This is a genomic window from Paludibacterium sp. B53371, from assembly GCF_018802765.1.
Lineage (GTDB): Bacteria > Pseudomonadota > Gammaproteobacteria > Burkholderiales > Chromobacteriaceae > Paludibacterium.
In genome coordinates, this window is record NZ_CP069163.1 from 1834128 (window position 1) to 1849815 (window position 15688).

At 62.2% G+C, this 15688-nt stretch carries 12 protein-coding genes; 5 read left to right on the forward strand and 7 right to left on the reverse strand.

Going from position 1 to position 15688, the window contains the following annotated elements; translation table 11 throughout:
* Positions 1-33 precede the first annotated feature (33 nt).
* Positions 34-1026 carry a LacI family DNA-binding transcriptional regulator gene (locus tag JNO51_RS08790; protein ID WP_215776136.1) on the reverse strand — a complete coding sequence of 331 codons (993 nt, stop codon included), beginning with the start codon at positions 1024-1026 and terminating at the stop codon, positions 34-36.
* 420 nt (positions 1027-1446) lie between these two features.
* Here JNO51_RS08790 and JNO51_RS08795 point away from each other — a divergent pair, with 420 nt between their 5' ends.
* Positions 1447-3120, forward strand: coding sequence for a PTS fructose transporter subunit IIC (locus JNO51_RS08795; RefSeq protein ID WP_252346034.1), 1674 nt, complete (start codon positions 1447-1449; stop codon positions 3118-3120).
* Between the two features lie 7 nt (positions 3121-3127).
* Here the strand turns inward: JNO51_RS08795 and JNO51_RS08800 are convergent, their stop codons facing one another.
* Positions 3128-5770, reverse strand: a complete 2643-nt coding sequence (locus JNO51_RS08800) for an ATP-binding protein (RefSeq protein ID WP_215776138.1) — start codon at positions 5768-5770, stop codon at positions 3128-3130.
* The gene (locus JNO51_RS08805) at positions 5767-6426 is read right to left on the reverse strand and encodes a response regulator transcription factor (RefSeq protein WP_215776139.1); all 660 of its coding nucleotides are present in this window, start codon (positions 6424-6426) and stop codon (positions 5767-5769) included. The genes JNO51_RS08800 and JNO51_RS08805 overlap by 4 nt, the downstream gene beginning before the upstream one ends.
* A gap of 138 nt (positions 6427-6564) precedes the next feature.
* Here JNO51_RS08805 and JNO51_RS08810 point away from each other — a divergent pair, with 138 nt between their 5' ends.
* Positions 6565-7200, forward strand: a complete 636-nt coding sequence (locus tag JNO51_RS08810) for a HugZ family protein (protein WP_215776140.1) — start codon at positions 6565-6567, stop codon at positions 7198-7200.
* A 10-nt stretch (positions 7201-7210) separates the two neighbouring features.
* Here JNO51_RS08810 and JNO51_RS08815 read toward each other — a convergent pair whose 3' ends face one another.
* A complete protein-coding gene (locus tag JNO51_RS08815) occupies positions 7211-9115 on the reverse strand; it encodes a DUF3857 domain-containing protein (RefSeq protein WP_215776143.1) in 1905 nt (634 codons plus the stop codon).
* 144 nt (positions 9116-9259) lie between these two features.
* On the opposite strand from JNO51_RS08815, the gene JNO51_RS08820 reads away from it, so the two are divergent.
* Both JNO51_RS08820 and JNO51_RS08825 read left to right on the forward strand, forming a co-directional pair.
* Positions 9260-10552, forward strand: a complete 1293-nt coding sequence (locus JNO51_RS08820) for a serine dehydratase subunit alpha family protein (protein ID WP_215776145.1) — start codon at positions 9260-9262, stop codon at positions 10550-10552.
* Between the two features lie 3 nt (positions 10553-10555).
* A complete protein-coding gene (locus JNO51_RS08825) occupies positions 10556-11395 on the forward strand; it encodes an MBL fold metallo-hydrolase (protein ID WP_215776148.1) in 840 nt (279 codons plus the stop codon).
* Positions 11396-11417: 22 nt separating this feature from the next.
* On the opposite strand, the gene JNO51_RS08830 is transcribed toward JNO51_RS08825, so the two are convergent.
* The 3 genes from JNO51_RS08830 to JNO51_RS08840 form a co-directional block, all read right to left on the reverse strand.
* The gene (locus tag JNO51_RS08830; RefSeq protein ID WP_215776152.1) at positions 11418-11618 is read right to left on the reverse strand and encodes a DUF2788 domain-containing protein; all 201 of its coding nucleotides are present in this window, start codon (positions 11616-11618) and stop codon (positions 11418-11420) included.
* Positions 11619-11709: 91 nt separating this feature from the next.
* Positions 11710-12933, reverse strand: a complete 1224-nt coding sequence (locus JNO51_RS08835; RefSeq protein WP_215776156.1) for an argininosuccinate synthase — start codon at positions 12931-12933, stop codon at positions 11710-11712.
* A gap of 103 nt (positions 12934-13036) precedes the next feature.
* On the reverse strand, positions 13037-13237 hold the full coding sequence (locus tag JNO51_RS08840; RefSeq protein WP_215776159.1) for a hypothetical protein: 201 nt from the start codon (positions 13235-13237) through the stop codon (positions 13037-13039).
* Between the two features lie 263 nt (positions 13238-13500).
* On the opposite strand from JNO51_RS08840, the gene dinG reads away from it, so the two are divergent.
* Complete coding sequence (gene dinG, locus JNO51_RS08845; protein WP_215776162.1) at positions 13501-15624, forward strand: ATP-dependent DNA helicase DinG; 2124 nt, start codon at positions 13501-13503, stop codon at positions 15622-15624.
* Positions 15625-15688 lie beyond the last annotated feature (64 nt).

The following is a 15688-nucleotide window of genomic DNA, read 5'->3' on the forward strand; positions in this document are numbered from 1 at the left end:
ACACCCCAGCGGCCAAACCTCTGCACAAGGTGCCTACGCACTCCTGCCGGAAGGACCTGGCGTTGAGCCGCGGATCCGCAGTTGACCGGCAAGGACCAGTTTGCGTCTGACCAGATCAGGTTGAGCGATTCGCGCCAGCAGCATGTCGACTGCTGTCGCGCCGATCTCGCGTACCGGCTGTTCGATCACCGTCAGCCCGCCGCCGACCAGCTCGGTCCAGATATCGTTATCGAAGCCTGCCAGCGCGACATCGGCCGGAATGGCAAGCCCCATCTGACGCAAACTGCGCAAGGTGTCGAGCAGCAGCAGGCCATTGCTGGCCAGCACTGCCTCGGGACGCTCCTCGCAGTGCATCAGGCCGGCCAGAACAGGCGCCGACCCCGCGCCACGTACAAAATGGGCCATCGGTGACAAGCCATGACGACGCATGGCGGCCTCATAACCGGCACAGCGCTCGGCCCCCGTGACGCTGAGGCTGCCAAACAGACCGAGAATGCGGCGATACCCCCGTTCGATCAGATGCTCAGTCAGGTCACCGGCTGCACGGTGATTATCCAGAACCACGACATCCGCCAGCCCATCCGGCGCCTCACGGTCAATCATGACAATCGGGAAATCATGCTGCTGTGACCGAAAGCTGCGTGCCGTCACCCCCGTTGGCGCAAAGATCACGCCAGACACCCTTTCTTCAGCCATCAGTCGCAAATACATCGCCTCTCTTGCCCTGTCCTCATCGGCATTACAAAGAATGACTCGCTGGCCATGGCGATAGGCGACGTCCTCTACCGCTCGACTCACGGCGGTGAAGAAGGGGTTAAGAATGTCGGCAACGATCAGCCCGATGATGCCGCTCTGGCTTGATCGCAAGCGCCGGGCACTCAGGTTGGGGTGGTAGCCGAGCGCGCTGACCGCATCCATCACCCGCTGACGCAACGCCTGGCTGACCGGACCATTCCCCAGCGCCCGCGACACCGTGGCGACCGAGACACCGGCCAGGACGGCCACATCCTTGATCTTGACACTCATCCGCTCTCCCGCTGGCGCTGCTGCTGCTCTCTGCACCGCTACGCACTAGCAAATTTTCAAATTCAATGACAAACGGCCACGCCATCCACCTGGCGTTGCCCCGGTTAAATGCAATCGTTTTCAATGCGTACACCCCGACCACCAAGGACACCCCGCCAATGCACAACACAAGGATAAACAGCTGCAAACCCACGCCATACCAAGACACAAGCGACAAAAAGAAAGCATCGTCTGACAGGCCGACACGATGACCGATCGTGTCCTGACAGGCCGCTGGCCAAGGCCTGGTGAAAACGTTCGCACACCGGCACAGGCCCAAACCCGCTGAGTCCCCATCCGCCACGCATTGTCTGCGCTGTCGGACAAAAGCGCACTTCGGCGCAGCACGCCGAAGCGCACCCCACCCACTCTGGAGAGTCCATGTACCATTTATTGCTCGTTCTGCATCAAACCGACCCCATGCCTGAGACCGCCACGGTCGCCAAGGCATTGCAAAGCGCTGCCACCGCCTTTCCCTGCCGCCTGACCACATGCTATGCCGGTGACGCACGCCCCCCTCTCCCGGACGCCCATTTCGACGGCATCCTGCTGGTGGGCGACCCCATTGCGTTGCCATACGCCTCGACGCCCGTCCACCCGTTGAGTCTGCAAGCCGCACAGGCTGACCCGGATGGTGCCTGGCGCACCTTGCTGGCAAAGCTGTCACCGGCACAGATGCCGCTGTTCATCGTGGCCATCACGTCCTGCACGGGAGGGGTGACGCATACGTTCATGGCGGCCGAGGGGCTGGAGATGGCGGCAGAGCAGATGGGGCACCGCATCAAGGTGGAGACCCAGGGGCAGGTAGGTTTGCGCAACACCTTGACCGAACAGGAGATCGCCGATGCCGATCTGGTCATCATCGCTGCAGACACCCAGGTGATGCTGCACCGGTTTGTCGGCAAGCGGGTGTACCGCACCGCCAGCGGCCAGGCCATCCGCGACGGCAAAAGCGTGATCGAGAAGGCCATCCGCGAGGCAACGCGACTGCCAGAGGGACCAACCGGCTCGGCGCAGCCGGTCACGGGAGGCAGGCTCGGTCATGCCGGCCCCTATGAGCACCTGATGACCGGGGTGTCTTTCATGTTGCCGCTGGTGGTCGCGGGGGGCTTGATCATTGCGCTGGCCTTTGCCCTGGGCGGCATCTTCGTCGGCGACACCAGCCCGCCGGGCAGCCTGTCCTGGGCGTTGTTCCAGATTGGCGCCAAAGCGGCCTTCCCCTTGATGGTGCCGGTGCTGGCAGGCTATATCGCCTACTCGATCGCCGATCGGCCCGGCATTGCACCGGGGCTGGTGGGGGGCATGGTCGCCGTCAACATGAATGCCGGCTTTCTCGGCGGCATCGCGGCCGGCTTCATTGCCGGTTATGGCACGGCCTGGCTGACGCGGCATCTGCGCTTGCCGCGCCATCTGAACGGGCTGGTGCCGATCATCCTGCTGCCACTACTGGGCACCCTGCTGACCGGATTGCTGATGACACTGGTGGTGGGTTCGCCCATGGCCTTCATCATGCAACAGCTGTCGGCATGGCTGAGCGGACTGCATGGCTCGAGCGCCCTGCTGTTCGGGGCACTGATCGGTTTGATGATGGCTTTCGACATGGGAGGACCGGTCAACAAGGCAGCCTATGGCTTTGCCACGGCCTTGCTGAGCGCCAAGGTCTGCGGCCCGATGGCAGCGGTCATGGCGGCCGGCATGACACCGCCGCTGGGGGTGGCGCTGGCCACCTGGTGGTTCGGCAGCCGCTTCAGCGAACAGGAAAGACAGGCGGGCAAGGCGACGGCCATCCTCGGCATGGCATTCATGACCGAGGGGGCCATTCCCTATGCGGCCCGCGACCCGCTGCGGGTCATTCCGGCGCTGATGATAGGCTCGGCCGTCACCGGGGCGCTGACCATTCTGCAGGGTATCGAGCAATGTGTGCCGCACGGCGGCATTTTCATCCTGCCTTTCCGGCAGATGATGTCTCAGCCCTGGCTGTTTTGCCTGAATGTGGCCATTGGCAGCATCGTCACTGCCCTGACCCTGCGCCTGCTCAAACAGCCGGCAACCTGAATGTCCCTCATTGCAGGCCGGCGTCGGCGTTCTGAGCCAGCCAGGCACGACAGGCTGCCGCCAGGGCATCGGACAGCCGGAAGACGGTGGCCAGACTGGCACTCATCGCCGCGACATCCTGTGCGGCCGCCAGCTCTTCCAGCTCATAGAGCAGATCAGCATAGGGCGGATTGAGATAAAGGGCGGCACTGCCCATGCGATGGGCAGTCTGCCCGAGTGCCTCATAGTCTTCTGCCTGCCAGGCTTGTTTCAGCCTGGCCATGTCCTCCGCATCGCAATCCAGATAGCGCGCCACCAGCGCGCGCACATCCGCCAGATTCCCCTCGAACAGGCTCAGCAACTGCTCGACCTCGATGACCGGCTGTGCCTGCTCTGCGGGATCGGCGGTCGGTGGTGCAGTATCGGCTGTCGCTGCAGGCACCAGACCGAAGCGTTGCAATGCGGCACGCAGGGTATCGAGGCTGACTGGCTTGGTCAAATAGTCGGCCATGCCCGCCTGTCGCCCTGCTTCGAAATCAGAGGGGAAGGCATGCGCAGACAAGGCGATGACCGGCACATCGGCCAGTTTCTCTTCGGCATGAATGCGTCGGGTGAGTTCGAAACCATCCATGTCGGGCATGGAGATGTCGGTCAGCACCAGGGCCACATCACCAGCCTGACGCAGTTGTGCCAGCGCCTCGGGCCCCGAGCTGGCAAAGCGGGCCTCGACCCCCAGCGTGCGGAACTGAGCGCGCAGCGTGGCCTGATTGATGGGATGGTCTTCGACCACCCAGACTTCCCCCGTGCGGTAGTGCTCAATGCCAGCGGCCCGGGCGCCATCCTGCACCGGGGGAAATTCGGCTGCGGCCGCTTGCTCGCAGGGCAGACGCACGCTGAAGCGACTGCCCTCGCCCGGACGGCTGTCAACCGTGACCGAGCCTCCCGCCTGATCCAGCAATTGTTTGATGATGGCCAGCCCCAGGCCACTGCCGCCGTAATGTCGCACGGTCGAGGCATCCGCCTGGGAGAAGGGCTGGAACAAGCGCGAGATCTGCTCGTCGGTCATGCCGATGCCGCTGTCTTCGACATCAAGCTGCAGCCAGCCCTGCTGATAATCGATCCGGACGCTCACCACCCCCTCCGCAGTGAACTTGACCGCATTACTGAGCAGATTGCCGAGAATTTGCCGCAAGCGGTAAGGATCGAGTGAAAGCGTCAGATCCGGCGCTGACGGCCCCTGCCGCAGACACCGGACCGGCTTGCCGGCCACCTGGATGGCCGCCCGCTGTGACTCCAGCAGTTCGTCCACCAGTTCGCGAATGCACACCGGTTCATGGACAAATTCAACTTTGCCGGTCTGCAGGCGGGTGAACACCAGCACATCACTGATCACATGCAGCAACACACTGCTGGAACGCTTGATCAGGGACAGCGACTCACGCTGGGAGGGACTGAGCGGCTCATGCTCGAGCAATTCGAGCATGGCCATCACCCCATTGAGCGGGGTTCGGATCTCGTGACTCATGACCGCCAGGAACAGCGAACGGGCCTGACTCGCCTGCTCGGCTTCTTCCTTGGCGATCTGCAGCGAGGCATTGCTGTCACGCAGCGCTTGCTGGTAGTGCAACACCGCCGACAGAGCCTCCTCCGTCGGCCGCAGCATCAGCCGGCGCAAGGTCAGGTAAAACCAGATCAAGGCCAGCAAGGCCAGCAGCCAGACCAGCGCATGCGGCACCAGCTCGCGCCACTCGACCCCCGGTTCGTCCTTGCGCGACGGGGAATAGAGCAACACCCAGGGAAGCTGACTGAGCGCGTGCTTGAGCAACAGCTTGCCATCCCGCCGCACGGTTTCGGTCAGGCCAGACTGATGGGTCGCGGTCAACCCCTGCCAGCGCCCCAGCTCACTCCCCTCGGAGGCATACAAGGTCTGCTGCCCTGACTGCAGGGCAAACCAGCCTTTGCCGGCAAACAGCAAATCCAGATGGGCCAGCGGGATCGTCTGCACCAGCACTTCGGAACGGCCTTCGGCCTGGATGCCGATATAGGCCGCAACACAATCGCAGACCTGGTTGTCTGCGCGACGAAAGACCGTCCACTGGGTTTTGCCGGGCGGCAAGGGCGGCAACTGACGCACCCAGGACTGCATGCTGAGCAGAAACCGATGCTCCTGCGCTGCGGGATAAGTGGCGACATAGCCCCCGGCACGGTCCACCAGCGTCAGAGATCCTTGCCAGGTGAGTACTTTGATCTTGCCGTAGGCCTGATAAAGCACATTGCCGACATGGGGTAAATCCAGCGGCATGCCGGGCTTGTGCCACACCACGCCGAGAGCGCTTTGATTGCCCCCGGGCAGCGCCATGCCGATGGCCTCGATACCGCCCTCGGTGGCATAACGTGACACGGGCTCCAGGCGGGGATTGGAAAACGGGTGACTGGCAATGCGCCGCAAATAGACATCAATCAGGGCACTCTCGTAATCGAGCGTTTCCTGAACCGGCATCAGACGATCCAGCGCTTCGCCATGCACCATCTGCACGCGGGCCTGGAAGCTGGCATACACCACCAGGGTCACGGCCAGCGAAGCAAGCACGAGCATGACGGCACCACCGCGGCGCAGCAGTCGCGCCGCGCGTGCCAGCGAACCGGGGTCAAAATCAGCCGATTGGCTCATCGAGACGGCAGATCAGTCAGCGGCGCGGCATCATTGACGCCCAGCTCACCGGCCAGGCGGAACAACTCGGCGTCGCTCTGAATATTCAACTTGCGGAACGCTGTCTGCTTCTGCGTGCTGACGGTCTTGATACTGCGATTCAGCCGCGCCGATATTTCGCTGACACTCTGCCCGGCCAGCAGCAGACGTACCACCACCATTTCGCGCGGCGACAGGCTGAGAAATGCCTGCTCGAATCCGGAGGCCCGGCGCACCTCGCCCTGCAATGCCGGATCGATGTAGATACCGCCCTTGGCCACATTGCGAATCGCTTCACGCAAAGGGTCCCCGGACTGTGTCTTGCGCATGAAGCCATGAGCCCCGGCTTCGATGCAGCGGCTGGCCAGTGCCGCCGATGCCGTACCCGAGAACACCAGCAGACGGGTCTCGGGAAAAACCCGTGCCAAATACTGAATCAGCCCGATGCCGTCGAGTTCTCCGGGCATGGAGTAATCCAGAATCACCAGATCGCAGCGTTGCTCACGCAACAGCTTGATCAACTCGGGGCCCGAAGCCGGCTCACCCAGAATATTGAACTCCGGGTCGCTGCGAAGCACGGTTTTGAGCGCCAGCGACACCAGGGGATGATCATCACAAATAACAGTGTTTATCAGCATTTTCTTTCCCATGATGAACGATGATCATCCATCGTTGATAACCTGATTCTGATTGTTTTTTTCAGCATAATAGTCCAATTATGCCGTCAAGATTTCAGACAAAACATGATCGAATAATAGGAAATTCTGATAATAGCCATGAAAATCTACTCAGATTCAGTCATCCAAATCTTACATGAGTGCTCGGCTGCCGCGCTGGCCACCCATGCAGCCAACCTGCCCGGATTTCCTTATGCCAGCTCGCTCTCGTATGTGCCGGATGTCGACCACTGTCCCTTGTTCCTCATCAGCCGGCTGGCGGAACACACCCGCAACCTGATGGCCGACCCGCGCGCCAGCCTGCTGATCCAGACCCCCAGCGCGGAGGGGCCGGAAACAGCCGCTCGTCTGACACTGATCGGCGAGGTCAGACCGGTTGACGACACCGCGGCACGGCGCGCGCGCTATGTGCGCTATTTGCCGGCGGCTGCGGATTATCTGACGCTGGGAGACTTTACCTTCTTCCGTTTCCAGCCGCAGCGGGCCCGGCTGGTGGCTGGTTTTGGTCGCATGGGCTGGCTGGAACAGGCACAGTGGGACGACATGCCGACATTGCAGGCCGCAGAAGAAGCACAACTGCTGGCCAGTCTGCCGGCAGAAAGCGACGTGTTGGGCATTGATTGCTTCGGTGTGGACCGGCGCTTGCAAGGTGTGCGCCAGCGCCTGGCCTTCGGCCAGACACTGGCGTTCGAGCAGATTCCCGCTCAGCTGGTACAACTCGGACTGCGGATCTGACCCTTTCCGCTCAGTGCTGCGGCTGCAGCAGGATCTGGGCACGCAGGTCGCGCGCCACGGCATGGACCAGCTGGCGCAACTGCGGATAACGCTCTGGTGCCAGAACCGGCGGATTGTCTTTCAGCACCAGCAGCCGGCGCACCTGGACCGACTGGCCGACGTGCAGATACTCGGCACGATAGTCCCCCAGAGGAGACGTCATGTGCACCGGGCGCGGCAAAGCCAGCACACCCACGCCAGGGGGCAATTGCAACGTCAGGGTTTCCTGGAAATAGCCATTGTCCAGCATGGTGGGGGTACGACGGCTGGGCTGGGTACCGCCGGAATCAACGAAGGCAGACAGGCCGAGCACATTATCGGCCCCGCTGGGCAAAACCACGGCGGTCGGGCCACTCAGGTCGACATACTCCGGCAGGGTAAATTCGGACTGATAGCCAAACGGCTTGTCCAGCGCATACAGCGGATCGAGCCGCAGCGTGCCACTGCCTTGCAGTCCGCGATTGGCCAGCAGGTGACCGGCGGCTTCGGCCTCCATGCCCGGGGTGATGCCGGACAAGGCCGAGCGGGCCAGGAAGTCATACACCCCGCTGTGGCGGATCTTGCTGGCGCCCTTGAGACTGCCGTCCGGCAGCAGGGCAAATTGCGTATCGACCAGCACCCGGTCATGCGCCGGATTCAGGATCGGCAGGGTCATCAGCCGCGGCTGGCCGCTGCCGTCATCCATGACCAGCGCTGTCTTGCCGGCCTCGGTATCCGGCAAGGTGCCGAACGGTGCCAGTTGCGCCGTGGTATCGACAAACAGGTCCCATTGCGGCAGGTAGTTGATGGCGTGATTGAATGCCCCGGTGGGCACAGCCACACGTGACAACCACCAGCTTTGATCGGCATTGATCAGCACGGCACTGCTCTTGATGCCGCGAGCCGTCAGCAGCGCCTGATACAGGGTGACATGGTCCTTGCAGTCGCCGTAGAGTGCGCGCGCCACCGTTTCGGCATCGTGCGGCACCACGCCGCCGGCGCCAAAATAGATCGCCACATAGCGGATATTGTTGCTGACCCAGCGATACAGCGCTTCGGCCTGGGCGCGCGGATCGCTGATGCCGCGCGTAATGTCTGCGGCCAGTTGACGGATATAGGGCGTGACGGCCGCCTTGGGGTCGGCGCGCTGCGCATAGGCGCGCGCCAGCGCCTCGTAGCCCGAAAGCGTCGACAGGGCGACGCGCGGGCTGTAATCGACCTCACTGATGGCATCACTCTCCGGCGCCTGTGCCGCGTTGCGGCCGGCCTGCCAGTGCCAGCTGCGGTAGCCGGCACGGATCGGCGCCACCTCGCCTCCCTGCACGCCAATGGCCTCCACCTGCAGCTTCATGCTCGCCGGCAGGTGTACATACAGATCCGAGGACTCGCGGTCTTCGTTGAGCGAGTAATACTCCTGCAGCGCAAATACCCCGGGAAACAGCGGCTGACGCACCAGGCGGCGGAACTGGACATGTACCCTGGCGCCGGGCGACAAGGCGGGAAAAACGACATTCATCACCTTGGAGTCGTCAAACATCGGCGCACCGGCACTCTCGCTGCTCTGCTGCAGCAGGATGCCCTCCTTGCCGACACGGATTTTTTTACCCTCAGGCGTCAGGGTATAGGCATTGATCACCTGGACCGATTGCAGGGAAGAACTAAACTGAATCGGGTACTGCCCGAGCACATCCACACCCGCCTGGGTATTGACGCGCAACTCCTCCGTCACGTCTTCACGGTAGCTGCCGTCAGCCTTGACGTCGTATACCGCGACCGACTTGAGTACCGTATACGAAGGCGTATAGCCCTCGGTGACGGCCGGAGCCAGCGGCACGGCGGCCATGGCCAGCGCAGGGAATATCAGGAATGCGAGCAAGAAGAAACGATGACGAACCATGCCTACCCCAAAATGACATCCATTGAAGCGCCGACCCGGACCCGGCGTCCGACGCAGTGAATATTACGAATTGATCTTTGCATTGAACCAACCATTCTATAGCATGACAAACCCGTAGCGTTTTCCATTATGGCCCATTAGACCATGCAAATAGACACTCAACTCTGGCCAGAATTCATCAAGGCCGTCCGCAAAGAAGTGGTTCCGGCACTGGGCTGCACTGAACCCATCTCGCTGGCCCTGGCGGCAGCCATCGCGCGCGAGCATCTGGGCGCGCCCCCGCAACGCATTGATGCGGCCGTCTCACCCAACCTGATGAAGAACGGCATGGGGGTCACTGTCCCCGGCACCGGCATGGTCGGCATGCCGATTGCCGCGGCCGTGGGCGCCCTGGCAGGAGACCCGCACGCCGGGCTGGAAGTGCTGAAGAACCTGCAGCCACAGGATGTCGCCCAAGCGCGCGCCATGCTGGATCAGGGGCTGGTGCGCATCAGCGTGGCACCGGTCGACAATGTGCTGTATTCAGAGGCGCGCCTGCAGGCCGACGATCACTGGGTGCGGGTGGCGATCGCCGATGCGCACACCCGGGTCGTACTGATTGAAAAGGATGGCCAGACGCTGTTCACCCTGCCGCCGACACCGGCCAACAGCAAGAGCGACAGCTACTCGCTCGCCGGGGCCAGTGCGCGTGCGGTGTTCGAGTTTGCCACCCTCGCCCCGCTGGAGGACATCCGCTTCATCGCCCAGGCCGGCGAGCTGAACACCGCCCTGTCAGATGAGGGACTGAAGGGTGAGTACGGCCTGGCCATCGGCGCCTCCCTGCAGCGCAATATCGAGCGCGGCATTCTGGCCGACGATCTGCTGACCAGGGTACTCAAGCGCACCACGGCCGCATCGGATGCCCGCATGGGCGGTGCCATGGCGCCGGCGATGAGCAACTCCGGCTCGGGTAATCAGGGCATTGCCGCCTCCATGCCGGTGGTGGTGGTGGCCGACCACCTGGAGGTCAGCGAGGAGCAGCGCATCCGCGCCCTGATGCTGTCCAACCTGATGGCCATCTATATCAAGAGCTACCAGCACAAGCTGTCTGCCCTGTGCGCGGTCACCACCGCGGCCATGGGCTCGGCGGCCGGCATGGCCTGGCTGCTGGGCGGAGATGTCGAAACGGTCGGCCGGGCCATTTGCAACATGATTGGTGACGTGGCCGGCATGATCTGCGATGGTGCCAACAATGGCTGTGCCATGAAGGTGTCCTCTTCGGTCGGCGCCGCGGTCAAGGCGGTCTTGCTGGCGCTGGACGGCATCCGTGTCGGCGGCAGCGACGGCATCGTATCGGAAGATGTCGACCAGACGATTCGCAATCTGGCATCGCTGGTCAATCAGGGCATGGTGGAAACCGATCAGCAGATCCTCCGGATCATGCTGAGCAAGGACTGAGTCATGCCCCTGACCGTGACGGTGCTGGTCGAAAACCGGTCACTGCGTGACGACCTGCTGGCCGGACGCGGTCTCTCGCTGCACCTGCAGGCAGACGAACACAGCGTGCTGTTCGACACGGGTCCGGATGAACGGCTGATTACCAATGCCGAGCGACTGGGCATCGACCTGAGCCGGGTCAGTACCATCGTGCTGTCACACGGCCATTACGACCATAGTGGCGGTCTGCCGGCGCTGGCTGCCTGGTTTGCCCGGCGCAGCCTGCGCCCGCAACTGGTGGCACATCCCGCCGCCTTCCTGTCACGTGGCATCCTGCTGCCCCTGAGGCGCCGTGCTCAGCCCTGGCGCCAACTCGGGTCCCCGATGGATCAGACGGCGCTGGCCAAACACTTTACCCTCACCCTGAGCGATACCCCGCTCCCCTTGCCCGGTCGCCTGTGCTTTCTGGGACAGGTACCACGCCGAACCGGCATCCCCGGCGGCAAGTCGCTCGGCGCCAAACTGACTGCGCAAGGCTGGCGTCGCGACGAGGTCGCCGACGATTCCGGGCTGGTCTGGCAGGGTGATGACGGGCTGGTGGTGTTGAGCGGCTGCGCGCATGCCGGCATCTGCAACCTGACCGAGCAGGCGCGCCAGGTGGGCGGCGTGTCTCAGCCGGTGCAGGCGGTACTGGGCGGTTTTCATCTGCGCAGCAGCGGACCCGGGGATTTGTGGCAGGTGCGGGGGTATTTCCGCCAACTGGGGGCGGCGCGGGTGGGGGCCTGTCACTGCAGCGGCTGGGGACGCCACTGGCTGCCGGGTCAGAGCGACATCAGCACGGGCAGCCAATTACAGTTTCAGTGAGCCCCCGTGGGAAAAAAAGGATTCAGCGCGCCAGGATTTCGATCATCACATCCTTGATCAGAAAACCGAACACACCGACACCCAGCACCAAAAACAGCATGGCTGTGCCGAAGCGGCCCGCACCGGACTTCTTGCCAAGATCCCAGATGATGAAGCCCATGAAGACCATCAGAACGGTGAGGCAGCCATACATGCTGAGATTGGTGAATTCCTGTTCCGACATGCTTGCTCCGGGTGATTTAAAAAACGCAATGCAATATTAATCAAAGACTTGCCAAAAAGAAAGAGCCACCTTGCGGTGGCTCCTGGCCTGCTTACTTGTTCAGGTGCCGGTGGTGGGCGGCAATCCGCATGCGCAGGGCATTGAGACGAATGAAGCCGGCAGCATCAGCATGATTGTAGGCGCCGCCATCCTCATCGAAGGTGGCAATGCGCGCATCGAACAGCGAGTCGGAGGAGTCGCGGCCGACGACATAGACAGCGCCCTTATAGAGTTTGAGACGTACCCAGCCATTCACCGAGGCCTGCGAGGCATCGATCATCTGCTGCATCATCTTGCGCTCGGGCGACCACCAGTAGCCGGTGTAGATGAGGTTGGCGTACTTCGGCATCAGCTCGTCCTTGAGGTGCGCCACTTCCCGATCCAGGGTGATCGACTCGATGGCCCGGTGCGCCTTGAGCATGATGGTGCCGCCCGGGGTTTCATAGCAGCCGCGCGACTTCATGCCGACATAGCGGTTTTCCACCAGATCCAGCCGGCCGATACCGTGCTTGTTGCCCAGCCGGTTCAGCTCGGTCAGCACGGCGGCCGGGCTCATGGCGTGGCCATTGATGGCCACGATGTCGCCGCCGGCGAACTCCAGCTCGACGTACTCTGCCTCGTTGGGTGCATTTTCCGGACTGGTGGTCCACAGCCACATCGACTCTTCCGGCTCTTTGGACGGATCTTCCAGGATCGCGCCCTCATAAGAGATGTGCAGCAGGTTGGCATCCATCGAATACGGGCTGCCGCCATTGCGTTTATTGGAAATGTCGATGCCATTGGCCTCGGCATAGTTGAGCAGCTTCTCCCGCGACAGCAGGTCCCATTCACGCCACGGCGCAATCACCTTGACGTCGGGCTTGAGGGCGTAATAGCCCAGCTCGAAGCGCACCTGATCGTTACCCTTGCCGGTGCAACCATGGGAGACGGCATCGGCGCCGACCCGGTTGGCGATTTCGATCTGGCGCTTGGCGATCAGCGGCCGGGCGATGGAGGTGCCGAGCAGGTATTCACCTTCGTAGATGGCATTGGCGCGGAACATCGGGAACACGAAGTCGCGCACGAACTCTTCGCGCAGATCATCGATATAGATGTTTTCCGGCTTGATGCCGAGCGAAATGGCCTTGCGCCGGGCCGGTTCGACTTCTTCGCCCTGGCCGATGTCGGCGGTAAAAGTCACCACCTCGCATTGATAGGTGTCCTGCAGCCATTTGAGGATAACCGAGGTATCCAGACCGCCAGAATAAGCCAGAACTACTTTATTGATATCCGACATGATTCATTCCCCACATTTGCAAAAGTCGTACGCAACCATCACGGAAACACCGTGAGTCAATCCATCACTTGGCGCCACATGGGCGCATCAGGGGCAGGGTTGGTTAGCGGCTTCGTCGCAAAGTCTGGGCAAGAGCGCCGGTGGCGAGATTGGACTGGACGTTGGAGAGAACCTGGCCCAGCCGCGCCACATTGGACAGAAGCCGGCCATATCGTCGCTCGCGGACCAGTCGTCGCACGAAGAGACCACGGATCTCTTCATGGGGCTGGCTGCTGTGCGATGGATATTTGATGGTTTCCGTCATGGTTACTCTCTAAAAAGATGCCATTACGCGCATCGGGTAATACGCGCAACGGCTCACAAGTACACGCTGGTCTCAAGTCATTCATGTCGCAAGGTTCCCGACAAGGCCAGAAACGTACAGATTTGCGACACGTCTTTATATGTATCGGAATTTTTACCGTCTGACAAGCGCTCTGGCAAAAATATTTCGCAGCGCAACATTAGCAATAGGAACTGATATACGCAGACAAGCAGTCGGACGCACCTTCAGGTAAAATTCGCCGCATGCTCACCGATGTCGAAAAAGAGGCGATTCGCCACCACTACCGCACCATGACGCAGAATCTGCCCGGTTTCCGCCCGCGGCCGGCTCAGCGTCAGATGCTGGCGGAAATTGCCAACGCCTTCTCGCGCTCCCTGGAGATGGACGGCGAAAACAATCCGCAGCGTGAAGGCGAAAGCATCGCCGTGATCGAAGGCCCCACGGGCGTCGGCAAAAGTCTGGCCTATCTGCTGGCCGGCGGCGTCATGGCGCGCTCACGCAATCGCAAGCTGGTCATCTCCAGTGCGACCGTGGCCCTGCAGGAACAGCTGGTCAATCGCGACCTGCCGTTCGTGGTCACCAACAGCGACCTGCCGCTGACCTATGCCATCGCCAAAGGCCGCAGCCGCTACCTCTGCCCCTACCGCGTCTACCAGCTGACCGGCGACTACTCGCAGGGCGAGCTGCTGGCCCCCGACCCTTCTTTCCTGTGGGACCGCAAGCCGGAGCAGGCCGAAATCACGCAGCTGCGCGAACTGGCCGATGCCTTCGAGTCGCGCAAATGGAACGGCGACCGCGACCAGTGGCCGGAGGTCATTGAAGATGCCCTGTGGTCGCGGGTGACCACCGACCGCCACGGCTGCCTCAAGGCGGCCTGCCCCAACCGTCCGGAATGTCCGTTCTTCCTGGCGCGGGAAACCCTGGAAACCGTCGATGTGGTGGTCACCAATCATGACCTGCTGCTGGCCGATATCGGCATGGGCGGCGGTGTGATCCTGCCCCCGCCGGAGCAAAGTTTTTACTGCATCGACGAGGCGCACCACCTGGCGAAGAAAGCCGTCAATCAGTTTGCCGCCGAGCACTCGCTGGGGGTGGCACTGGCCTGGCTGGACAAGGTCGACCTCACCGCCGCCCGCGTCGGCGCCCTGACCAACAAGGGCGAACTGGCGGCCCAGGCCAGCGAAGCCGCTGCCGCCTGCAGCGAAACACTGAACGAATGGCTGTGGCTGCTGGAAGGCGAGAAAGCGCTGGCACTGGACAGCGACAATCTGGAACCGGTCTGGCTGATCGAGGACGGCATCCTGCCCGAACATCTGCAGGCGCCGGCCGCGAATATGGCCATGTCGGGACGCATGGTATTCAAACATCTGTCGCAGCTGAACGATGCGCTGAGCGAAACCCGCAAGGACAAGGGCAGCGACACCGCGGCCATCGACAAGAGCAGCAGTGAGCTCGGTTTTCTGCTGGCGCGGGCCGAGCAGCTGATGGCGCTGTGGGATCTGTTCGAGAAGCAGACCGGCGAGAATGAGCCGCCGATCGCCAAGTGGATCGCCCGCAAGAGCGAGGGCAAGGGCGACTATCTGTTCTGTGCCTCGCCGGTCAGTGCTGCGGCCAGCCTGGCGGCCACGCTGTGGCGTCGCGCCGCCGGGGCCCTGCTGACCTCGGCCACCCTGCGTTCGCTGGGCGCCTTTGACCTGCTGCTGGCGCAGACCGGTCTGAAATGGCTGCCACAAGTCAGCTGCATTGCCCTGGACTCCCCGTTCAACTTCAGCGAACAGGGGGAGCTGTACCTGCCGCCACTGTTGGCCAGCCCCAAGGATGCCAATGCGCATACCCGGGAAATTGCCGAGTGGCTGCCCAAACTGATTGCGACCGGCGAACCGGTCGGCTCACTGGTGCTGTTCTCCTCGCGCAAGCAAATGCAGGAGGTGGCCGCGCTGGTGCCGACTGCCCTGCGGGACTTGCTGCTGGTTCAGGGCGAGCTGCCCAAGAGTGTGCTGCTGGCCGAGCATCAGCAGCGCCTGGAGGCCGGCAAGGCCAGCGTGATCTTCGGGCTGGATTCGTTTTCCGAAGGGCTCGACCTGCCCGGCGAACGCTGCGTGCATGTCATTATTGCCAAATTGCCGTTTGCCATGCCGGACGACCCGGTAGGCCGCACCCTGTCGCGCTGGATTGAAAAGCGCGGCGGCAATCCGTTTACCGAACTGACCGTACCGGAAGCCTCGATCAAGCTGGTACAGGCGGTCGGGCGACTGATTCGGAGCGAACGCGATTACGGCCGCGTCACCATTCTGGATAATCGACTGGTGCGGCAAAGCTATGGCAAAAAAATGCTGGCCTCATTACCACCCTTCAAGCGCATATAGTTTGTGTTAAAATCAAATGGGGGTTGGCCCCCGAAATCATGCAAGACCAATAACAATGCTGCGC